This is a genomic window from Pseudomonas sp. PDNC002 (genome assembly GCF_016919445.1).
Lineage (GTDB): Bacteria > Pseudomonadota > Gammaproteobacteria > Pseudomonadales > Pseudomonadaceae > Pseudomonas.
The window spans coordinates 6,363,582-6,384,638 of record NZ_CP070356.1 but is presented as its reverse complement, the minus strand read 5'-3'; the positions used below and the strand labels follow the sequence as shown (position 1 = coordinate 6,384,638).

General features: G+C 63.7%; 20 protein-coding genes and 3 tRNA genes. 13 read left to right on the top strand and 10 right to left on the bottom strand.

Annotation, left to right across the window (positions count from 1 at the left end; all coding sequences use genetic code 11):
• Nucleotides 1–37 precede the first annotated feature (37 nt).
• From JVX91_RS28920 to JVX91_RS28860, 13 genes are all read left to right on the top strand, one after another.
• The gene (locus JVX91_RS28920; RefSeq protein WP_205337438.1) at nucleotides 38–643 is read left to right on the top strand and encodes a hypothetical protein; all 606 of its coding nucleotides are present in this window, start codon (nucleotides 38–40) and stop codon (nucleotides 641–643) included.
• A 235-nt stretch (nucleotides 644–878) separates the two neighbouring features.
• Entirely contained in the window at nucleotides 879–1,961 is a 1,083-nt protein-coding gene (locus JVX91_RS28915; protein WP_205337437.1) for a hypothetical protein, read from the top strand.
• 1 nt (nucleotide 1,962) lies between these two features.
• Nucleotides 1,963–3,531 carry a hypothetical protein gene (locus tag JVX91_RS28910; RefSeq protein ID WP_205337436.1) on the top strand — a complete coding sequence of 523 codons (1,569 nt, stop codon included), beginning with the start codon at nucleotides 1,963–1,965 and terminating at the stop codon, nucleotides 3,529–3,531.
• 18 nt (nucleotides 3,532–3,549) lie between these two features.
• Nucleotides 3,550–4,065, top strand: a complete 516-nt coding sequence (locus tag JVX91_RS28905) for a DUF6160 family protein (protein ID WP_240201679.1) — start codon at nucleotides 3,550–3,552, stop codon at nucleotides 4,063–4,065.
• A 113-nt stretch (nucleotides 4,066–4,178) separates the two neighbouring features.
• Complete coding sequence (locus JVX91_RS28900; protein WP_205337434.1) at nucleotides 4,179–4,994, top strand: energy transducer TonB; 816 nt, start codon at nucleotides 4,179–4,181, stop codon at nucleotides 4,992–4,994.
• Nucleotides 4,991–5,443 carry a ribosomal protein S18-alanine N-acetyltransferase gene (gene rimI / locus JVX91_RS28895; protein WP_205337433.1) on the top strand — a complete coding sequence of 151 codons (453 nt, stop codon included), beginning with the start codon at nucleotides 4,991–4,993 and terminating at the stop codon, nucleotides 5,441–5,443. Before JVX91_RS28900 ends, rimI begins: the two co-directional genes overlap by 4 nt.
• Before the next feature lie 965 nt (nucleotides 5,444–6,408).
• Entirely contained in the window at nucleotides 6,409–7,887 is a 1,479-nt protein-coding gene (locus JVX91_RS28890) for a flavin monoamine oxidase family protein (protein ID WP_345890300.1), read from the top strand.
• Nucleotides 7,862–9,106 carry a C69 family dipeptidase gene (locus JVX91_RS28885; protein ID WP_205337431.1) on the top strand — a complete coding sequence of 415 codons (1,245 nt, stop codon included), beginning with the start codon at nucleotides 7,862–7,864 and terminating at the stop codon, nucleotides 9,104–9,106. The genes JVX91_RS28890 and JVX91_RS28885 overlap by 26 nt, the downstream gene beginning before the upstream one ends.
• A 63-nt stretch (nucleotides 9,107–9,169) precedes the next feature.
• Nucleotides 9,170–9,814, top strand: a complete 645-nt coding sequence (gene can / locus JVX91_RS28880; protein WP_205337430.1) for a carbonate dehydratase — start codon at nucleotides 9,170–9,172, stop codon at nucleotides 9,812–9,814.
• Nucleotides 9,815–9,824: 10 nt separating this feature from the next.
• The gene (locus tag JVX91_RS28875; RefSeq protein WP_205337429.1) at nucleotides 9,825–10,832 is read left to right on the top strand and encodes an isocitrate/isopropylmalate dehydrogenase family protein; all 1,008 of its coding nucleotides are present in this window, start codon (nucleotides 9,825–9,827) and stop codon (nucleotides 10,830–10,832) included.
• A 118-nt stretch (nucleotides 10,833–10,950) separates the two neighbouring features.
• Complete coding sequence (locus tag JVX91_RS28870) at nucleotides 10,951–11,490, top strand: hypothetical protein (RefSeq protein WP_205337428.1); 540 nt, start codon at nucleotides 10,951–10,953, stop codon at nucleotides 11,488–11,490.
• A gap of 4 nt (nucleotides 11,491–11,494) precedes the next feature.
• Nucleotides 11,495–12,187: an SOS response-associated peptidase gene (locus JVX91_RS28865; RefSeq protein WP_205337427.1), complete on the top strand. Its 693-nt coding sequence runs from the start codon at nucleotides 11,495–11,497 to the stop codon at nucleotides 12,185–12,187.
• Nucleotides 12,188–12,818: 631 nt separating this feature from the next.
• Nucleotides 12,819–13,196 (top strand): hypothetical protein, encoded by a 378-nt coding sequence (locus JVX91_RS28860; protein WP_205337426.1) that lies wholly within the window; start codon nucleotides 12,819–12,821, stop codon nucleotides 13,194–13,196.
• Nucleotides 13,197–13,749: 553 nt separating this feature from the next.
• Here the strand turns inward: JVX91_RS28860 and JVX91_RS28855 are convergent.
• The 10 genes from JVX91_RS28855 to JVX91_RS28810 all read right to left on the bottom strand — a co-directional run bounded on the left by JVX91_RS28855 (nucleotide 13,750) and on the right by JVX91_RS28810 (nucleotide 20,981).
• Nucleotides 13,750–13,826, bottom strand: a tRNA-Met gene (locus JVX91_RS28855).
• Between the two features lie 178 nt (nucleotides 13,827–14,004).
• Complete coding sequence (ychF, locus tag JVX91_RS28850; RefSeq protein WP_205337425.1) at nucleotides 14,005–15,105, bottom strand: redox-regulated ATPase YchF; 1,101 nt, start codon at nucleotides 15,103–15,105, stop codon at nucleotides 14,005–14,007.
• 40 nt (nucleotides 15,106–15,145) lie between these two features.
• Entirely contained in the window at nucleotides 15,146–15,730 is a 585-nt protein-coding gene (gene pth / locus JVX91_RS28845) for an aminoacyl-tRNA hydrolase (RefSeq protein WP_024767097.1), read from the bottom strand.
• A gap of 38 nt (nucleotides 15,731–15,768) precedes the next feature.
• Complete coding sequence (locus JVX91_RS28840) at nucleotides 15,769–16,383, bottom strand: 50S ribosomal protein L25/general stress protein Ctc (protein WP_205337424.1); 615 nt, start codon at nucleotides 16,381–16,383, stop codon at nucleotides 15,769–15,771.
• A 112-nt stretch (nucleotides 16,384–16,495) separates the two neighbouring features.
• A complete protein-coding gene (locus tag JVX91_RS28835; RefSeq protein WP_015478849.1) occupies nucleotides 16,496–17,437 on the bottom strand; it encodes a ribose-phosphate pyrophosphokinase in 942 nt (313 codons plus the stop codon).
• 52 nt (nucleotides 17,438–17,489) lie between these two features.
• Nucleotides 17,490–17,564, bottom strand: a tRNA-Gln gene (locus tag JVX91_RS28830).
• A 62-nt stretch (nucleotides 17,565–17,626) separates the two neighbouring features.
• Nucleotides 17,627–17,701: transfer RNA gene (locus tag JVX91_RS28825), tRNA-Gln, on the bottom strand.
• Between the two features lie 30 nt (nucleotides 17,702–17,731).
• Nucleotides 17,732–18,580: a 4-(cytidine 5'-diphospho)-2-C-methyl-D-erythritol kinase gene (gene ispE / locus JVX91_RS28820; protein WP_205337423.1), complete on the bottom strand. Its 849-nt coding sequence runs from the start codon at nucleotides 18,578–18,580 to the stop codon at nucleotides 17,732–17,734.
• A 1-nt stretch (nucleotide 18,581) separates the two neighbouring features.
• Nucleotides 18,582–19,211 (bottom strand): lipoprotein insertase outer membrane protein LolB, encoded by a 630-nt coding sequence (gene lolB / locus JVX91_RS28815; RefSeq protein ID WP_205337422.1) that lies wholly within the window; start codon nucleotides 19,209–19,211, stop codon nucleotides 18,582–18,584.
• 3 nt (nucleotides 19,212–19,214) lie between these two features.
• A complete protein-coding gene (locus tag JVX91_RS28810) occupies nucleotides 19,215–20,981 on the bottom strand; it encodes a tetratricopeptide repeat protein (RefSeq protein WP_205337421.1) in 1,767 nt (588 codons plus the stop codon).
• Between the last annotated feature and the right edge of the window lie 76 nt (nucleotides 20,982–21,057).

The following is a 21,057-nucleotide window of genomic DNA, read 5'->3' as shown; positions in this document are numbered from 1 at the left end:
TCTGCCAGAGTCTGTCATCTGATTCTGATTTGCCGCCATGACATACGACGCTGCACTCGCCAAAGCCCGCTGGGCCGAGCTGGAACGCCAGAACGACCTCGACTGGGACCTGGATGCGATCACCGATCGCAACGAAGCCATCGCCTTCCTGCAGCGCTTCGAGAATCGCTTGTGCATCTATTCGTCATATGTCGAGAAGCTCTACAGCAACTACAGCTTCGTGATCCCGGAGAGCCAGGAGGGCGGCATCACCATCCTCCCGGACGAGCAGGCGTGGTTCGACACCTTTCACGACATTCCGGGCGACGCGGTGGAGCCCACCGGCATTCACATCCTGCCCGGCGAAACCATGGGCTACAGCGGCCTGTACCTGAAAATCCCCGGCGAGCACCGGCTGGTGGCATCCCGTGAGATGCCGTTCCAGGACGGCCTGAAGCTGTTGATCAACCGTTACCGCATGCGCGGCGACATCTTCCTGCCGGTCTTGGTGAAAGGCGACCTGCGCGAGTACGAGGCGCGCATGCCCTCGCTGCACCTGCATCGCCTGAACACCGCCAAGCTGCAGGCCCATTCGCGGCTGAACCTCGACGCCATCAAGGGGGCGATCGCCGAGCACCTGATCGGCCTGTTCCGCCATCAGTGAGCCTTCGGCTGCCCGCAGCTGTCACCCAGGTGTGACGATGGGTAACAACCCTGCCCGGACTTTCCTTTCCTCAGCTATCGTTCGGAGCGATTTACTCGACTATGGGTCGGCCCGCTGCCGTGGGTGAGTTCCTATAGTGGCATCACGGCGCCGAGTCTCGACCTGTTTCCCGACCCGCTGCGCCCGATGAATAACAACAGGCACCCGCGAAAGGGGGCCAGGAAAGGAGAGTGCCATGCGTCAGTCCTCCGGTCCGCTCATGCGTGCCCTTGCCTTGCTCTGCGGCGGCCTGCTGGCCTTTTCCGCCCAGGCGCGCATGCAGTCGATGGACGACGAAGAGCTGTCGTCGATCTCCGGCCAGGGCGCGATGCTCACCGTCGACGCCTCCACCTACCAGAACTACCAGTACACCCGGATCAACTTCGGCGCCGACGTCAGCCTGCTGACCAACATCGACCAGCTGAGCCTGGGCAACTACGCCCGCAGCGGTGCCAACACCGTGTCCAACCAGCCGTCGGACATCCTGATCAACAACTTCGCCCTGGGCCGGGTGGACAACTCCAACACCCCCGATGCCAAGGTGGTGCCGTTCCAGATCCAGGACCCGTACGTCGAGTTCGCCTTCCAGACCAACAACGGCGTGCGTCAACTGGTGGGCGCGCGGGTAGGCTTCGGCAAGGCGCAGGGCGACCTGTCCGGCGACATCCTTTCCATCACCGGCAACCTGCAGGGGCAGATCTACGGCCCGGCTTCCATCGCCTACGACTACTACACCCGCAACGGCTGCCCGAACATCATCAACTGCCTGGCGCTGGCCGTAGCCGGGGATACGCCGGTGTATGCCGACGTGGTGCTGCTCAAGGGCGGCACCGGCGAGGCGACCATCAATGGCCAGCCGATCAACCGCGCCACGCAGATCGGTATCGCCAAGGGCGACTCGCTGCATTCGGACGCCGGCGGCCTGATCGCCTCGCTGATCCCGACCCTGTCGACCACCAGCAACTGCCAGGCGCTGGGCCTCACTACCTGCTTCGACCTGACCAACTACAAGACCATTTACATCGGCAAGCCCGGGTCGACGGACATCAATACCGGCGCTCAGGGCATCTTCTTCTCCCTGCAGAATCAGAACGTGCCCTGGCAGGACCTGGCCAACGCCGGCAAGTTCGTGAACACCCAATCCGGCGCCTTCGCCAACTTCCCCAAGGTGGGCAGCGGCGCGGACACGGTCTACCCGATCCTGATCAACCTCTATGACGCCCTGCGCGGCCTGCCTCGGCAGCCGACCTGCATGGGCGCACAAGCGGCAGGGTGCTGACATGAGCTGGCGCGGTGCGGTACTCGTCCTGCTGGCCGGCTGTGTGGCGAGCCTGCCGGCGCTGGGCATGAAGGCGCTGGACGACGACCAGCTGGAAGAGGTGAGTGGCGCCGGCCTGGGCTTCTTCATCGATGGCTTCAGCTACGATCAGGCCACCGCCACCTCGAAGATCACCGGCGTGAAGAACAGCGCCAACCAGGACGTACAGGTCGATATCACCGGCGCCTACATCAAGGGCGCCGGCAGCCAGCGCGGCACGCTGGACACCAAGGCCTACATGGGCACGCCCATGCATCCCTTCACCCTTGGCCCGGTGAAGTACAAGGCCGGCCTGAATATCCCGGCCAACCAGGAAGCGTTGCAACTGATGACGCCGACCTGGACCGACCCGATCAACGACACCCACAAGTTCGGCCTCTGGTCCTACTACCAGGGCTGCCTCTATGGCGATGCTGGCTGCACCAACCCGAACCAGGCCACCACCAAGATCAACGGCGAGCTGACTGCCCTGAAGACCCAGCGCGATACGCTCCTCTCGACCTACTCGAACAACATGGTGAGCCTCAAGAGTGGTATCGACACGGACATGGCCGTGGTCAACCAGCGCGAGGCGCAGGTGGACGTGGCGCAGGCCTCGGTGAAGACCAACTACAACAACATGAACACCCGCTACAACGCCGCGCCTCCGCAGGTTTGCGGACTGTGGTGCGTGGACCGGCCAGCGCTTGGAGAAAAATTCGACTGCGGCATTCTCGCCGCCTGTAACAACAACACCGCGGTGAAAAACTACAACTCCTCGGTGGATACCTACAGCAGCAGCGCCAGCGACCTCACCGCCGCCCAGCAGAACCTCAGTGCCGCCTGGTCCGTCAGCCGCAACGGCGTCACCCTCAGCCAGCGTGCCAGCGACTACGACAAGTTCGTCCAGCTCTGCGGCACGCAGGGTGGAAGCGCCACCACCTGCGTCAGCGGCACCATCACGCGCACCGAGAAGAACGTCTCGACCGTGCAACTGGTCGCCGGCGCCATGCAGAACTCCTCCGGCACGCGTATCCAGGGCCTGGACATCGGCATAGCGACCAAATTCACCCTGCCCAGCACGGCCTACAACAGCAACGGCACGGCGGGCGCCACCACGACCCGGACGGACTTCTTCTCCATCGCCCTGGAGAACTTCACGCTCAACGGCTCCTATCTCAACCTGTGGGGCGACTCCGCCGGGCTGAAAGCCTCGATGAGCCTGCAGATGTACGCCGACAAGCTGATCATCTCCGGCTGCCAGACCTGCTCCGACAGCGACAAGGTGGTGGCCAAGAACGTCTACTTCGACCTCAACCTGGGCGACGCCAACTACCAGCCGGCAACGCTCTCGGTGGCCAGCAACGGCGACCTGATCCTCAGCGCGCCGGGCGTTACCTGGGCCAATCACGACGCCTTCTACCAGAATGTACAGAAGAGCAATATCAGCATTGGCAACCTGAACATCAGTGGCACCGACATCGGTTCGCAAGCCATACGCGGCATGCGCATCGACTACCTGAACGTGCGCACCGTCAACCTGCCGCGCTAGCGCATGAGGAGACTCGCCGTGAAACAAGCACGCCTTTCGAGCCGACTCCTGGGACCGCTGCTGCTCCTCGCCGCCGCCCTCGCCCACGGCGAAATGCGCGGCCTGGACGACAGTGAAATGGCCGATGTCAGTGGCCAGGATGGCGTCAGCCTGAGCGTCAACTTCAATCTCGCCGCCAATCCAGGCGATACCCGATGCACCGGCGGCTGCGGAGCACGGTTGGCGATCCAGCCGCTCAACAGCACCGGCTACATCGTGCTGGACAACATCAAGGGCACCTTCAGTTTCGACGGCATGTCCATCGACATGGTGACCATCAATAACGGCTTCAACGGCGACGGCGCATTGTTCAACCGCCAGGCCATGAAAGTCGGGCTGACCAACGCCAGCGCCACCAACCTGCAGTTCACCCTGGGGGGCTCCAACCAGGGCAAGGTCTCCGGCAGCGGCCTGCAACAGACCAACCTGTTGACCTACCAGGCCACCGGCGCGGTCAAGCTCACCGGCAACATCTACGTTTTCGGCACGCCGTAACCCGCAGGCCGGCTCTCCGCCGGCTGGCCTTTCCCCCCGGCGCGTTTCACGCGACAATCCTGCCTCGTCGTGTCGGCCTGCCCGTGCAGGCACCACCCACAGGTAAACGCCCCTTGATCGAAGAAGCCCGTCGCCGCGCCTACCTTGGCGCCATGCAGGTCGCCAGTTGGCTGCCGCGCGTGGCCTTGCCGTTCGCCGCCCCGTCGCGCCCGGAGCTGCTGGAAGCGCCCGAGCCCGTTGTCGTCGATACCGCGCCGCCGGCACCCATCGCCGAACGCGTACGCGAGGTTGCTCCGGTTGCCGCTCCGAGCGCGGCGCCGGGAGCCGAGCCCGGCTCGATCGCTGCTCGCCTGATGCCCAAGCCCACCGCGCCCGCCACCCCGACCGCGGCGGTACAGGCCGAGCCCGAAGCCGAGCCCGTGGTTCGTGCGCCCATCGCGCCGCCGCCGCGCTTCGCCCTGCAACTGCTGCGCGCCGGCGAGTGCACGCTGCTGGTGGAGTTGCCTACCGGCGAACCGCTGGCCAGCCGCGATCCGGCCTACCTGCTGCTAAAGGACCTGCTACGTGCTGCCGGCCTGCCGGACAGCCCACAATTGCTCGGCGAGCCGGTGCGCTGGCCGCTGTTTGCCGGTGGCAGCATGGACCAGGGCCCACAGGCTGCCCGCGAATTCGTCCAGGGCTTCGTGGCGGCGCGCCTGGAAGAGGGCGGCCCGAGCGCCTGCCTGTGGCTGGTTGGCATGCCCGCTGTGCGTTACGCCGGCGAGGCGGACGAAGAGTCCCTGCTGCGCGAGCTGCAGGTCGAAGGCCTGGGCGTCGCCTGGGCACTGCCGGGCCTCGAGCGCCTGGCCGAGGAACCTACTTTGAAAGCCGATCTCTGGCGCGCCATGCGCCGCGTTCGGCAGCGCTGGATGAGTCAGATACCCGCATGAGCGATGCCGTTACCTTCCGCCCGATGACCGAGGCGGATCTCGATGCCGTACTCAAGATCGAATACGCCGCTTTCAGCCACCCCTGGACGCGCGGCACCTTCACCGATGGCCTGAAGAGCTACGAGTGCTGGGTCATGTTCGAAGGCAGCCAGCAGGTTGGTCACGGCGTGATCCAACTGATCCTCGACGAAGCGCACCTGCTCAACATCACCGTCAAGCCGGAAAGCCAGGGCCGCGGCCTGGGCCTGGCCCTGCTGGAACACCTGATGAAGCGTGCCCATGAGCGTGGCGGGGTGGAGTGCTTCCTCGAAGTGCGCGCCTCCAACGGACCTGCCTACCGCCTGTACGAGCGCTACGGCTTCAACGAAATCGGCCGCCGCCGCGACTACTACCCCGCGGTGGGGGGGCGTGAAGACGCGTTGGTGATGGCTTGCACCCTGGTCGATTGAGCCGGCCCCGAAGGCCCCTCACCCTAACCCTCTCCCGGAGGGAGAGGGGACTGTTCGGCGCGGGCGGGAACCATGGCGTCAGCCGGCACTCACTGCCCCCTCTCCCTCCGGGAGAGGGCTGGGGTGAGGGAAAAACCACGCACCGAAACCCTGGGTTCTCGTAGGAGCGGATTCCATCCGCGATCCCCTGCACCCTCGCTATACGGTTCAGACCTTCGCGGCCAAGGTCCGCACCTACAAGGCGCCCCTTCCAGCATGTCGTAGCAGGCGTGCATCACGCTGTCAGCCGGCACTCACTGCCCCCTCTCCCTCCGGGAGAGGGCTGGGGTGAGGGAAAAACCCACGCACCGAAACCCCCAGCTCGCGTAGGAGCGGATTCTATCCGCGACTCCCTGCACCCTCGCTACATGGTCCATGTCCTTCGCGGCCAAGCTCCGCCCCTACAAGGCGCCCCTTCCAGCATGTCGCAGCAGGCGTGCATCACGCTGTCAGCCGGCACCCACTGCCCCCTCTCCCTCTGGGAGAGGGCCGGGGTGAGGGAAAAACCACGCACCGAAACCCCCAGCTCTCGTAGGAGCGGATTCCATCCGCGATCCCCTGCACCCTCGCTATACGGTTCAGACCTTCGCGACCAAGGTCCGCCCCTACAAGGCGCCCCTTCCAGCATGTCGCAGCAGGCGTGCATCACAGTGTCAGCCGGCACCCACTGCCCCTCTCCCTCCGGGAGAGGGCTGAGGTGAGGGAAAAAACCACGCACCGAAACCCCCGGCTCTCGTAGGAGCGGATTCTATCCGCGATTCCCGGCACCTTCGGCACACGGTGCAGGCCCTCGCGGCCAAGATCCGTTCCTGCCAGGGCATCTCTCCCGGCATATGGAAGCACGCCTCTATCTCGGCACCTCACACCGCGCGTGATTCCACCCCAGCGCGCCCCGCGCCGTCCGCGATCTCGACTCCCCCGCAGATATTGAGAAATTTCCCGCCGATCGGGTTTTTCCGACACCGATTCCTGGCTTACCCTTAAGGCCAATAACAACAAGAAAAAAGGTCGCAAACATGAATCGCAGCGATGTGATCGTGGTGGGCGCCGGTATTTCGGGGCTTACCGCGGCTTGGCGCCTGGCGCAGGCCGGACGGCGGGTGAAAGTGCTCGAAGCCAACAAGCGCGTTGGCGGGCGCACCCTCAACCACCGCTTCGCCAGTGGTGAAGTGGTCGAGGTCGGCGGCCAGTGGGTCGGCCCGACCCAGGAACGCATCCTCTCCCTGCTCGACGAACTCGACCTGTCGACCTACCCGCAATGGAACCGGGGCGACAACCTCACCCTGTTCGGCGGTCGGCTCAAGCCCTACCGCGGCACCATCCCCCGTCTCGCCCCGCACGCGCTGCTCGACGTGCTGCAAGCCCATGTGCGGCTGGACCGCATGGCGCGGGAAATCCCCCTCAACGACCCCAGCCTGCATCCGAAAGCGCCCCTCTGGGACAGCCTGACCTTCGCCGAATGGCTGCGCCGCAACGTGCGCACCGCTACCGGCCGCAAGATCTTCGAGCTGATGAGCGGCGCGGTGTTCGCCGCCAGCCCCCACGACCTCTCATTCCTCCACGTCCTCTTCTACATCCGCAGCGGCACCGACCTCGACACCTTGCTCGGCGTCGAAGGTGGCGCCCAGCAGGACCGCATCCTCGGCGGCTCCCAGCGTATCTGCCAGAACCTCGCCGAGCGCCTGGGCGATGAAGCGGTGATCACCGGCGAGCCGGTGCGCGCCTTGCGCCAGGACGACGGTGGCGTTGAGCTGGTCAGCGACCACGGCGTGCACCACGCATCGCGGGTGATCTTTGCCATCCCGCCCACCCAGTTGCTGCGTATCACCCAGGAACCGCTGCTGCCGAGCTGGCGCGACCAACTCCTGCAGCGCCTGCCGCAAGGCGCGGTGATCAAGTGCATGGCGATGTACGACAAACCGTTCTGGCGCGACAAAGGCCTCTCCGGCCAGGCCACCAGCGAGACCGGCCCGGTGCGCCTGACCTTCGATAACAGCGTCCCCGACTCCCAGCGTGGCGTGCTGCTCGGCTTCATCGAAGGCGACGAGGCGCGGCAGTGGAACGCGCGCCCGGCCGACCTGCGGCGCGCCCAGGTACTGGAATGCTTCGCCCGTTACTTCGGCGAGGAAGCGCTCAAGCCCATCGACTACGTGGACAAGTCCTGGGCCGAGGAACCCTTCGCCCGTGGCTGCTATGCCGCACTCTTCCCGCCAGGACTCTGGAGCAGCGGCGCGGCGCGTCTGCGCGAACCCTACGGGCGCCTGCACTTTGCCGGCACCGAGACGGCGACGCGCTGGATGGGCTATTTCGATGGAGCCGTGGAGGCCGGGGAACGCGCGGCGAGGGAAGTGCTCATCGCGACCGACGACGGAGAGGAGTATGTGCGACACCTTGGTATTGCGTAGCGGCGGCGCCACCTGGTTCGCCAAGAACAGCGACCGCGAGCCCGCCGAAGCGCAACGCCTGGTCCGCCTGCCGGCCGTGAGCGGTGATCGCGCGGCGACGGTACGCACCACCTACCTCGACATCCCCCAGCGCGCCGAGCGGCATGCCGTCATCCTCAGCCAGCCCGCTTGGCTGTGGGGCGCCGAAATGGGCGTCAACGACCGGGGCGTGGCCATCGGCAACGAAGCCGTATTCACCAAGCTGACCCAGCGCGAGGGCGAGGCCCTGCTGGGTATGGACCTGTTGCGCCTGGGCCTCGAACGCGGCGGCAGCGCCGGCGAAGCCCTGGCGGTCATCACCGAGCTGCTGGAGCGCCACGGCCAGGGCGGCCCGGCCGGCTTTCGCAACAAACGCATGCGCTACGACAACAGCTTCCTCATCGCCGACCGCGACGAGGCGTGGGTGCTGGAAACCGCCGGGCGCCTGTGGGCGGCGAAGAAGGTCGAGCGCTGGGCCATCTCCAACGCCCTGACCCTTGGCCATGAGTACGACCTCGCCAGCCCCAACCTGGAAACCCAGGCACGCCGCTTCGGCTGCTGGAACGGCCGGGGCGACTTTCACTTCGCCCGCGCCTTCGATGGCCGCGTACTGCCCTGGGTAGCCGGGGCGCACCAGCGCCGCCAGCTCAACGAAGACTTCCTCGCCCATTGCCCGACCCAGGTCGACTGGCTGGCGCTGGTCGTCGCCCTGCGCAGCCATGGCCATCGCGGCCATCACTTCCATCGCCATGACAACCGCCAGGTGTGCATGCACGCCGGCAGCTTCTGGCGCCCATCGCAAACCACCGCCAGCCTCATCGCCCGGCTCGACGGCGAATCGCCGAGCCTGGCCGCCACCGGCACCTCCGCTCCGTGCCTGTCGATGTTCCAGCCATTGGGCTTCGAGGAGGGCGCGGGGGAAGGGCTGCTCAGCCGCGAAGACGACCCCGTGGAGCGCTCCCTCTGGTGGCGCTTCGAAACCGTCCACCAGCGCGCCCTGGCCGATCCCGGATTCGCCGACGCCCTGCGCGCCGGTCATGGCTGGCTGGAAACCGAGTTGCTCAGCGCCCTGGATCGGCGCACGCTGGACTGGCCGCGCCTCGCCGCCGAAGGCGAGGCCTGGCACGACGCCTGGCACCAGCTGGCGCTGCAGCAGGCCCCGCGTCCGCCACGCTGGTGGCGCCTCAACGCGGCGCGCTGAACGCAGCTTGTCAGTCGCGCCCGCCCTGCGTAAGGTGCGGCAGCCAATGATGAGGAGCCGGACATGAACGACCTGCAGGAACTGTTCGATAACAACGCTCGCTGGGCCGAAGCCATCAAGGAGGAGGACCCCGAGTTCTTCGCCAAACTGGCCCGCCAGCAGACTCCCGAATACCTGTGGATCGGCTGCTCGGACGCCCGCGTGCCGTCCAACCAGATCGTCGGCCTGCTGCCCGGCGATTTGTTCGTCCACCGCAACGTCGCCAACGTCGTGCTGCACACCGACCTCAACTGCCTGTCGGTCATCCAGTTCGCCGTCGACGTGCTCAAGGTCAAGCACATCCTAGTCACCGGCCACTACGGTTGCGGCGGCGTGCGCGCCGCGCTGCAGCACACCCAGCTCGGCCTGATCGACGGCTGGCTGCGCACCATCCGCGACCTTGCCTACGAGTACCGCGACCACCTCGCCCAGTTCGAAAAGGAAGAAGAGCGCGTCGATCGCCTCTGCGAGCTCAACGTCATCCAGCAGGTGGCCAACGTCAGCCACACCAGCATCGTCCAGAACGCCTGGCACCGCGGGCAGAAGATTTCCGTGCATGGCTGCATCTACGGCATCAAGGACGGCATCTGGAAAGACCTCAACGTCACTGTCAGCGGACTCGACCAACTGCCGCCGCAGTACCGCCTGCGCCCGCTCGGCCAAGCGTAAGAGGCGCGCGGTGCGCCGCCTCTGCGTCATCCCCGGCGACGGCATCGGCCGCGAGGTCGTGCCCGTCGCCGTGGAGGTCCTGCAACGCCTGCTGCCCGACTTGCAGGTAGAGGAAGCCGAGGCCGGCTGGGATTGCTTCCAGCGCCACGGCACCTCCGTTCCCGACGCCACCTATGAACGCCTGCGCGCCTGCGGCGCCGGGCTGTTCGGCGCGGTCTCCTCGCCCAGCCACAAGGTCGAGGGCTACCGCAGCGCCATCCTCAGCCTGCGCCAGACGCTGGCGCTGAACCTCAACCTGCGCCCCGTGCGTTCGCGCCCGGTGGTCTCGCCCCGCGCCGGCATCGACCTCATGGTCCTGCGGGAGAACAGCGAAGGCCTCTACAGCGGCCGCGAACACTGGGAAGCCGAAGGCGTCGCCATCGCCGAACGGGTCATCAGCCGCGTTGCTTGCGAGCGCCTCGCCGCTGGCGCCGCCGAACTGGCCCGCCTGCGCCACGCAAGGCGCATCACCCTCGTGCACAAGGCCAACGTCCTGCCGCTCACCTGCGGCCTGTTCCGCGACACCTGCCGCGACATGCTGGCCGAAGACGGCTGGAGCGACGTTCTCGACGAACGCCTGGTCGACGTTGCCGCCCTGCAACTGGTCGAACGCCCCGAATCCTTTGACCTCATCGTCACCACCAACCTCTTCGGCGACATCCTTTCCGACCTCGCCAGCCACTGGGGCGGCGGCCTGGGCCTGGCGCCCTCGCTCAACCTCGGCATCGACCGCGCCCTGGCTGAACCCGTCCACGGCAGCGCCCCCGACATCGCCGGCACTGGCCGCGCCAACCCCCTCGCCGCCATCCTTAGCGCCGGCATGCTACTGCGGCATTACTGGCAGTTGCCGGAGTTGGCGGATCGGATTGACGCGGCAGTGGATGAGTTTCTGCGGGAGGAGGGGAGCGTGGATTTCGGGATCGAGACGACGCGGGTGGTTGGGCGGGGCGTATTGGAACGAATGGGCGTGAGGGCTTAGCTGAAGGTCCTCGCCTGTATAACGAATCTTGCGGTACTGGCTAGACTAATGTTCGTTCGGCGGGATGTGGTCGGAGTGTCGTGCGCTGAAGCATCTGAACCCTGCTTTCGGAGGCCGCATGAACTTCTATCAGCGCGCAAATCTCAGCATGGGGCTGGCCGTCATTCTGGGCCTCCAGCTTGCCATTACCACTTGGCTCAACACTCATCCTGAAGTCAACCTGAAGTCACTCATAGAGCTATGGGACGAAACGGTCTGGATCGCTTTTCAATTTATCTTCCGGCTCAAAATTACGATTGAAGACCACCAGCACTTTGCAGCGAGTGGCGAGCTCAAAGAGAAATGGATATTTGTGGATTTTCTGTGTTTCTCGATTTCCAGCTTTCTCCTCGTCATTGCAGCGGTTTTCTCGTTCCGTTACTCCGTAAGCTCAGCATTTTTCATCGCGGCCCTGGCAGTGGCGACGCTGTGGTTGTTCGTACACAACACCAAGAGACGCTGGCAATGGTTTGGCTTCAACCTGGTCTATGTCGGGTTATTGGGGCTGGCGATTTCAGGGAAGATGGAAATCTGGGCGGTGAATCTCGCACTCTTCGTTGTTTTGGTCTTTGACTTCCTGCTCAGCAAAACCGCCCAACAAATGCCATCGCGTAGTTGAGCTCATGTGCGGACGCTACGTCAGCCCCGAAGAGGCCGCCATTGAACGCTATTGGCACATCGGCGCGCGTACGCCGCCGCGCTGGCTGGAGGCCTGCTACAACGTCGCCCCGACCATGACCGTGCCCATCCTGCGTCACGACGAAAGCGGCCAGCTCGAACTGCTACCCGCCCGCTGGGGACTGATCCCCACCTGGTGGAAGGACTCCACCCCGCCGCGCTACTCCTTCAACGCCCGCAGCGAAGAAGCCGCCAGCAAACCCCTCTGGCGTCAGGCCCTGCGCAGCACCCGCTGCCTGATGCCCGCACTGGGCTGGTACGAATGGAACGAAAAGGAAAACCTGCGCAACCCCGCCGGCCGCCAAGTCCACCAGCCGTACTTCATCCATAGCCCAACCGACCCCATCATCGCCATCGCCGGCCTCTGGTCCCTGTGGATAAACCCCAACGGCGACACCGTCCTCTCCTGCGCCCTGCTGACCAAATCCGCAGCCCCGAGCATCGAACACATCCACCACCGCATGCCCGTGGTGCTGGCGCCGGAGAGCGTCGAGGAATGGCTATGCATTGCCACCAGTGCTGAAGCTCTGGGCGACCTGATCCACCATGCGCGGGAAGACCTTGTCGGGTATCGGGTGTCGTTGCGGGTGAATGATGCGAGGAATGATTCTTCGGAGTTGATTAAGGAGGACGAGTAATTGGGGAAAGGGTTTTTCTGGGTAAAAGAAGAGGGGGTTTAGCTTTCGACAAACCCCTGCTTTTATGTGATGGGTACACCGGGGTTTGAACCTGGGATATCAGCATTATGAATCGCATGAGCGATGCCCTCTTCTACCTCGATGCCCTATAAAACGGGCTTTCCGGCGTGTCCTTTCCCTTGGTATGTCCCGCTAACTCGCTGAAACAGGGCGATGTAGTCACCCAGGGAGCTGGTGAGGCATGGATGCCGCCCCGTGGCTCGGACGTCTCTTTGTCCGAGGTTCGGGCACCAGCATCGCCAGGGAGGGCGAATTATTGAGCGTGCCGCCCGTTTTGCGGATGGAATTGAGGCGCGAAGTCCACCGCAAACGGGCGGGCCGTTTCCCTCTGGGCGTGGTTGCGCGGCAGGCCGGGAGCGCCAGGCACGAGCGGTAGGCCAGCCGCGCGGCCGACGCCCCTGTAACACGTCGGATAGCTAACGAGTAAGCACCTCAATAGACCTCATGAGTGCACGCGCGCAGATTAGAGCGATCTAGTGGCGGCCCTTCAGTTAGCAGTTATACTCGTATGCAAAACTTATATAGGTTTTATATGAGAGCCGCTGATCGAAGACTGTGTTATGAGTTTCTGATGCAGGTAGGTCGTCGCTCGAAAGGTTCGGCAAAGACCTACTTTGAATCGTTGGGAGAAGCTCGCCGTTGTCGTCTGCTAGAGCATGCAACGGACTGGGTTTCTGAGGGGCGCCCGACTCGGGAAGACAGAGCTCAAGATGTGGCTACATCTTCTGAGGAAGTAGTCGCGTATCAAGAAATTGCGACGGCAGACGTCGAGACACCTGAGCCGGTCTTGAGCAAGAAGCGGGCAAAGAAGATTCTTTTTTCCTTGATGCTGCCTCCTGATGACCTTGATGAGCTCAGAGGGCTTTCGGAGCGAACAGGGGAGGCTGTTGCTTATCACGTTCGAGAAGCGATCAGACGCTATCTGAAGGATGAAGGGGGGGCAGTATGAAAGAGGTCGCTATTCTGCGTCCCACGATATCTCAGGCGATGGAGCTGCTTGGAAAGTGGGTAGTGTGCCGCGTTAATTATCCTGAATGTGGTGAGGTGCATTGCACTGAGCCATCCAGGATTGTGGGTGTTGTTGTCCCGGCTCCAGGAAGCTCAGTTCGCGCTCAGTTGCTGATGGCGGATGGGGAGGAGTGCGGAGGCCTAGCAGTGGAGGGATACGACTACTATCTCTTCCTGGAGGATGTGAGGTCGTTGCAGGTGGTGGATGCCGTAGCACAGGGCACGCCGAGCAAGGGTATGGGGACCAAAATACATGCTCGCGTTGTAGCAGCGTTGACAGCTGCATCCTCAGGACCTGAGCAGTCAGAGTACGACGATGAAAGTCTGGTGCGATTGATTGAGTCGCGATCTGCGGAGCGTGCTCGGGTGATCTCGTTAGACGAACTCTGAGGCGGTAGGAGAGGGTAGGGGATCTAGTAGACGGGATGTAGTCGTTTTGTAGTCTGCCGGCCAAAACGACAAAGGGTTAGCTTTCGCTAACCCTTTGTTTTGTATGGTGGCTACACCGGGACTTGAACCTGGGACATCAGCATTATGAATGCTGCGCTCTAACCGACTGAGCTATGTAGCCGAGTGGCGCGCATTTTCCGCAGATCGAGGGGGGCTGTCAACCCCTGTGTTTAGATAATTTTCTGATCTTTCAATCGTTTAGCCGGAAAGGTGCGAATTTGCACGACCAGCGGCGGGGTAGGGCGCCCATGAAAAAAGCCCCGGCGGATGGCCGGGGCTTTTTCGGGGGTGGCGGGCGCTTAGACGTTGAAGCGGAAGTGCATCACGTCGCCGTCCTTGACGATGTAGTCCTTGCCTTCCAGGCGCCATTTGCCGGCTTCTTTTGCGCCCTGTTCGCCTTTGAACTGGATGAAGTCGTCATAGGCGACGACTTCGGCGCGGATGAAGCCTTTCTCGAAGTCGGTGTGGATCACGGCGGCGGCCTGCGGGGCGGTGGCGCCGACACGTACGGTCCAGGCGCGGACTTCCTTCACGCCAGCGGTGAAGTAGGTCTGTAGGTGCAGCAGCTCGTAGCCGGCGCGGATCACGCGGTTCAGGCCGGGCTCTTCGAGGCCGAGGGACTCTAGGAACATGTCCTTCTCCTCGCCATCGTCCAGTTCGGCGATCTCGGCTTCGATCTTGTTGCACACCGGCACGACCATGGCGCCTTCTTCTTCGGCGATGGCGCGTACGACGTCCAGGTGCGGGTTGTTCTCGAAACCGTCTTCGGCGACGTTGGCGATGTACATGACCGGCTTGCTGGTGAGCAGGTGGAAGCCACGTACGCCGCGCTTCTCGTCATCGCTCATGTTCTTCATGAGCGAGCGCGCCGGTTTGCCTTCGCTGAAGTGGGGGATGAGCTTTTCCAGCAGGGCTTTCTGCGCCAGGGCTTCCTTGTCGCCGCCCTTGGCGTTGCGCGCAGCTTTCTGCAGTTGCTTCTCGCAGCTGTCGAGGTCGGCGAAGATCAGTTCGAGGTCGATGATTTCGATGTCGCGCTTGGGATCGACACTGTTGGAAACGTGGATGACGTTTTCGTCTTCGAAGCAGCGCACGACGTGAGCAATAGCGTCGGTCTCGCGGATGTTGGCGAGGAACTTGTTGCCCAGGCCTTCACCCTTGGAGGCGCCGGCTACAAGGCCGGCGATGTCGACGAATTCCATGGTGGTCGGGATCACGCGCTCAGGCTTGACGATCTCGGCCAGCGCATCGAGGCGCGCGTCGGGCATCGGGACGATGCCGCTGTTGGGCTCGATGGTGCAGAAGGGGAAGTTTTCCGCCGCGATGCCGGATTTGGTCAGGGCGTTGAACAGGGTGGACTTGCCGACGTTGGGCAGGCCGACGATGCCGCAGTTGAATCCCATGCTAGGTCCCTCGCGCCAGGTGGCGGAAAAAGAGGTGTGATCAGGCCTTCTGGCTGTGCAGCTTCTGCATCGCGCGGGTCCAGTCCCCGTCGAGCATTTCCGGCAGCACGCCGAGGGCGAAGTCGATGCTGGTATCGAGCAGTTCCTGTTCGGCGCGCGGGGCGCGGCCAAGAACGAAACCGGAGACCAGGCTGCTGTGCCCCGGATGGCCGATGCCAAGCCGCAGGCGATGGAAACCGTTCTGGTTGCCGAGCTGGGCGATGATGTCGCGCAGTCCGTTGTGCCCGCCGTGTCCGCCGCCTTTCTTGAGCTTGGCGACGCCGGGAGGCATGTCGAGTTCGTCGTGGGCCACCAGGATGGCTTCGACCGGAATGCGGAAGAATCCGGCGAGCGCCGCCACGGCCTGGCCGCTGCGGTTCATGTAGGTGGTGGGGATGAGCAGACGAACGTCGCGGCCCTTGTGGCTGAACTTGCCGACCAGGCCGAAGTACTTCTTGTCGAGAGACAAGTTCGCGCGTTGCGCGTCTGCCAGTCGCTCAACGAAAAGGGCCCCCGCGTTATGCCGGGTCTGGTCGTATTCAGGGCCTGGATTTCCCAGGCCAACGATCAGTTGTACGGCAGTCACGACGGGGGCCCCTTCCTTAAAGGCAATGGTGCGCGCGATTACTCGGCAGCAGCTTCGCCTTCACCTTCTTCTTTCACTACGCGGGAAGCGTGGATGTTGGCGACGGCCAGGTCGTTACCGTGGGCCAGTTGCACCAGCTCTACGCCTTTCGGCAGTTTCAGGTCGGACAGGTGAACGATCTGACCCAGGGCTACCTGAGCGAGGTCGACTTCGATGAATTCCGGCAGGTCTTTCGGCAGGCAGGAAACTTCGACTTCGGAGATCACGTGGGAGATCTCGCCGCCGCCAGTCTTGACGCCAACAGCGGTAGCTTCGTTCAGGAAGTGCAGCGGAACGTGAGCGGACAGCTTCTGGCCAGCAACGACGCGCTGGAAGTCAGCGTGCATGACGAAGCCTTTGGACGGGTGGCGCTGCAGGGCCTTGATCAGTACGGTTTCCTTCGCGGAACCGACGTTCAGGCTGATCACGTGGCTGAAGGCAGCCTCGTTTTCCAGCAGTTTGGTAATTTCGCGCAGTTCCAGGGTGACGGATTGCGGGGCTTTTTCGCCACCGTAGATCACAGCCGGGATCAGGCCAGCATTACGACGCAGGCGGCGGCTCGCACCTTTCCCCAGGTCGGAACGCTCTTGTGCATTCAGTACAAAATCAACCATTTCACTATCTCCAAAATGACAAGATCGCCCGGACGCTTGCGACCAGCGTTCGGGCGATTTTGCTAATGCTCCACCGACATGGCGGAGCGCTTTACGTCAGGCCTGTTCCGCCTTAGCGGAACATGGCGCTGATCGATTCTTCATTGCTGATACGGCGCATGGCTTCAGCGACAACCGGAGCGATGTCCAGCTGGCGGATACGGCCACAGGCTTGCGCAGCAGCGGACAGCGGGATGGTGTTGGTCACCACCAGCTCGTCCAGTACGGAATTTTCGATGTTCTCGATGGCACGGCCCGACAGCACCGGGTGGGTGCAGTAGGCGATGACCTTGGCGGCGCCGTGCTCTTTCAGAGCCTTGGCGGCGTGGCCGAGGGTGCCGGCGGTATCGACCATGTCGTCGACCAGTACGCAGGTACGGCCTTCGACATCACCGATGATGTGCATGACTTCGGACTGGTTGGCCTTCGGACGACGTTTGTCGATGATGGCCAGGTCGACGCCCAGGGACTTGGCGACGGCGCGAGCGCGCACCACACCGCCGATGTCCGGGGAGACGATCATCAGGTTCTCGAAGCGCTGGTCTTCGATGTCGTCGACCAGTACGGGCGAGCCGTAGATGTTGTCGACGGGGATATCGAAGAAGCCTTGAATCTGGTCGGCGTGCAGGTCAACGGTGAGAACGCGGTTGACGCCTACGACGGTCAGCATGTCGGCAACGACTTTGGCGCTGATGGCCACGCGAGCGGAACGCGGACGGCGATCCTGGCGGGCGTAACCGAAGTAGGGGATGACTGCCGTGATACGAGTCGCCGAGGAGCGGCGGAAGGCATCGGCCATCACTACCAGTTCCATCAGGTTGTCGTTGGTCGGTGCGCAGGTCGGTTGGATCAGGAAGACGTCCTTACCACGAACGTTTTCGTTGATCTCAACGCTGATTTCGCCGTCGGAGAACTTACCGACAGAAACGTCACCGAGGGGGATGTGCAGCTGCCGTACGACACGGCGTGCCAGATCGGGGTTGGCGTTCCCCGTGAAAACCATCATTTTGGACACGCTGCGGTACCTGTGTCGGCTTGAGGGTAGGCCCGGTTGAGCCAGAAGAAAATGGCAGGGGCGGCTGGATTCGAACCAACGCATGGCAGGATCAAAACCTGCTGCCTTACCGCTTGGCGACGCCCCTGTAGCTTACAACTTGCGGAGCAATGTGTTCGTTGATGCTGTACGTTCAACCCAGTGGGTTAATGGCAGGGGCGGCTGGATTCGAACCAACGCATGGCAGGATCAAAACCTGCTGCCTTACCGCTTGGCGACGCCCCTGTATCGTACAACCGATTACATTGCTGCTTCTCAGGCCTGGCTTTGCAGCTTGCGGTGCAACATCGAGATGTTACGACCCTGGGCAACAAAACTCGGCAGAGTGGCCGGAAGTTGGCGGCGAACTTTATCAGCATCGCCCTTGTTTGGGAAGCTCCCAAACACACAAGCTCCGGTGCCGGTCAATCTCGCTTCAGTAAATTTACCTAGCTGGATCAGTGCGTTACGTACATCCGGGTAACGCTTCTCGACGACCGGCTGGCAGTCGTTATGACCGTCCACCCCGAGAAGGCTGCGAACTTTAATGGGCGGAGTATCCCGTGTCAACTCGGGATCGGAGAAAACTTCTGCTGTTGAGACAAAGACTTGCGGCACGACAACGAGGAACCACGGCTCCTCCAGTTCGACCGGCGTGAGCTGTTCGCCGACACCTTCGGCAAACGCCGCGCGGCCGCGCACGAATACCGGCACATCGGCGCCCAGGCTCAGGCCCAGCGCGGCGAGGCGGTCTTCGTCCCAGTCGAGGTTCCACAATTGCTTGAGGCCGAGCAGGGTGGTGGCGGCGTCGGAACTGCCGCCGCCGATGCCGCCGCCCATGGGCAGGCGTTTGTCCAGCCAGATGTCGGCGCCCAGCGTCGTGCCGGATTGTTCCTGCAGCCGGCGCGCGGCTTTCACGATCAGGTTGCTGTCGTGGGGAACGCCGTCGATCTCGGTGTTCAGGCGGATTTCGCCGTCCTCGCGCAGGGCGAACTGGAGTTCGTCGCCGTGATCGAGGAATTGGAACAGCGTCTGCAACTCGTGGTAGCCGTCGGCGCGGCGACCGGTGATGTGCAGGAACAGGTTGAGCTTGGCCGGCGCCGGCAGGGTCAGGCGGTCTTGCATGTCACTGCGGGCTCGCCTGGCCCAACTGGCGCGGTTGCCAGGTCTTCACCACCAGGGTGACGTCCAGATCCTGGCCGTGCAGCTTCAGGCGCTCGGGCAGCCAGTAGCCGTTCTGCTCGCTGTAGCGGGTGTATTCCACGTCCCAGCCATCCTGTTGCAGCTTGGCCAGGCGACTGTCGCTGTCGAGGGTCAGGCGGCTCTTGCTGTCCGGCGCGGGCAGGCCGCGAATCCACCAGAGCAGGTGGGAAACCGGCAGCCGCCAGCCCATCTGTTGTTCCAGCAGCTCTTCGGGGGTGGCCGCTTCATAGCGGCCCTGGCCGGCGACTTCCAGGGTGACTGCGCCTTCGTGCCCGGTCAGGCGCGCCGCGCCGCGGCCCAGCGGGCCGGAGAGGCGAATGTCGTAGTAGTCCTGGCGCTGCAGCCAGAACAGGGTGCCGCTGCCGGAGTCCTTGGGCGCGCGGATGCCGACTTTGCCGTCGATCTGCCAGCCGTCGAGGGTGGCGATGCGGGCCTTGTGGGCATTCCAGGCGGTGGCGTTGCCCTGGCCTTCCAGGGCTTCGTGGGTGCCGAAGCTGGAGCAGCCGGCGAGCAGGGCAAGCGCGGCGGCGCCGAGGAGGTGACGTAAACGCATAAATCAGAGGGTTCCGGAGCCGGTCAGGCGCAGCATGGTGTCGCGCAGGACGGGGCTGTCAGGCTGGCTTTGCAGGGCGGTGGCCCAGACCTTGCGGGCTTCGCTTTGCTTGCCCTGAGCCCAGAGCACTTCGCCCAGGTGTGCGGCCACTTCGTGGTCGGGGAAGCGTTCCAGCGCCTTGCGCAGGTAGGTTTCCGCTTCGCTGAGGTTGCCCAGGCGGTAATTCACCCAGCCCAGGCTGTCGAGGATGGCGGGGTCGTCCGGGTTCAGCGAGTGGGCCTTCTGGATCAGGTCGCGGGCTTCGCTGTAGCGGGTGGTGCGGTCGGCCAGGGTGTAGCCCAGCGCGTTGAGCGCCATGGCGTTATCCGGCTCGCGCTGGATGATCAGCCGCAGGTCCTGCTCCATCTGCGAGAGATCGTTGCGCTTCTCGGCGAGCATGGAGCGGGTGTAGAGCAGGTTGAGGTCATCCGGGAACTGCTTGATGCCTTGCTGGATGATGCTCCAGGCGCGGTCCACCTGGTCACGGTTGGACAGGCCTTCGGCTTCGATCAGGTACAGCTGGATGGCGTAGTCCGGCTGGCGGTCGCGGGTTTCGGCGAGGCGGCGCGAGGCGTCGTCATAGCGTTTCTGGTCCAGCAGGATCTCGGTGGAGCGCAGCTGGGCCGGAAGGAAGTCGTTGCCCGGGCCGACCAGGGCGTATTCCTTGAGCGCGGTTTCCGGGTCCTTCTGCTCCTCGGCCAGGCGGCCCAGGTTGAAGTGGGCGGAGTCGACGTGGCTGTCGCGCTCGACCAGTTCCTGCAGGTAGACCTTGGCCTCGTCCCAGGCCTGGGCTTCGAGGCAGACCAGTGCCAGGGAGAAGCGCAGGTCGTCGTCGTCGGGGAATTGCTCGACCAGCGCGGAGAACTCGGCCTTGGCGTCTTCCAGGCGGTTCTGCTCCACCAGCAGGCGGGCGTAGGCGAGGTGGACGCGCTTGTCGTCCGGGTGTTCCTTGATGCCGTTCTTGAGCAGCGGCAGCGCTTCGTCGCTGCGCTTCATGCTCTGCAGCAGGCGGGCGCGCAGCAGCAGCGGGGCGACGTCATGCTTGCTGGCGGCGTTGTCCTCCAGCAGGTGCAGGGCTTCCTGCGGCCGGCCGTCCTGTTGCAGCAGCAGGGCCTTGCCGAAGAGCAGTTGGCCGTTGTCCGGGTACTTCTTCAGCAGGCGGTCGAAGCTCTGCAGCAGGCCGGCGCGGGTGTCCGGGTCGGTCTCGGCGGCGGACAGTGCGAGGAAGTCGAAGTGGGTATCGCCCTGGCCGTTGAGGACTTTTTCCATGTAGACCATGGATTCGTCGTATTGCCCGGTGCGCGCCAGCTGGATGGCGGCGGCGCGCTGGGCGTCGAGGTTGTCCGGCGCGGCCTTGGCCCAGATCAGCGAGGTATCCAGGGCTTCCTGGTCGGCGCCCAGGTATTCGGCGATGCGGAACGCGCGCTCGGCGACGCCGGGGTCCTGGGTTTCCTTGGCCTGCTCCACGTAGTTGGAGAGGGCGATGTCGAAGCGGTTGCGCTGGCCTGCCAGCTCGGCGGTCAGCAGCGAATAAAGGGTGTCCTCGCTGAAGGAACCGTACTTCTGGTCCTTCTGCGCAGCCGCGGCCTTGTCCTTCTCCGCGGAAGCACCATCGGGATTTTTCTGTGTAAGAGACTGGCAGCCGCCGAGCAGCAGCAGAGCAGTCAGCAGCGCAAGAGACTTGTTCATAGAGGAAGGACGAGGGCCTGACCTGCGAAATGGGACCATCATGACATAAGGAAAGTGCCAATCCCATGGGCAAGCGCCGCATCGGGGGTTGTATACGATTTGCAGTGTGCGATCTGTC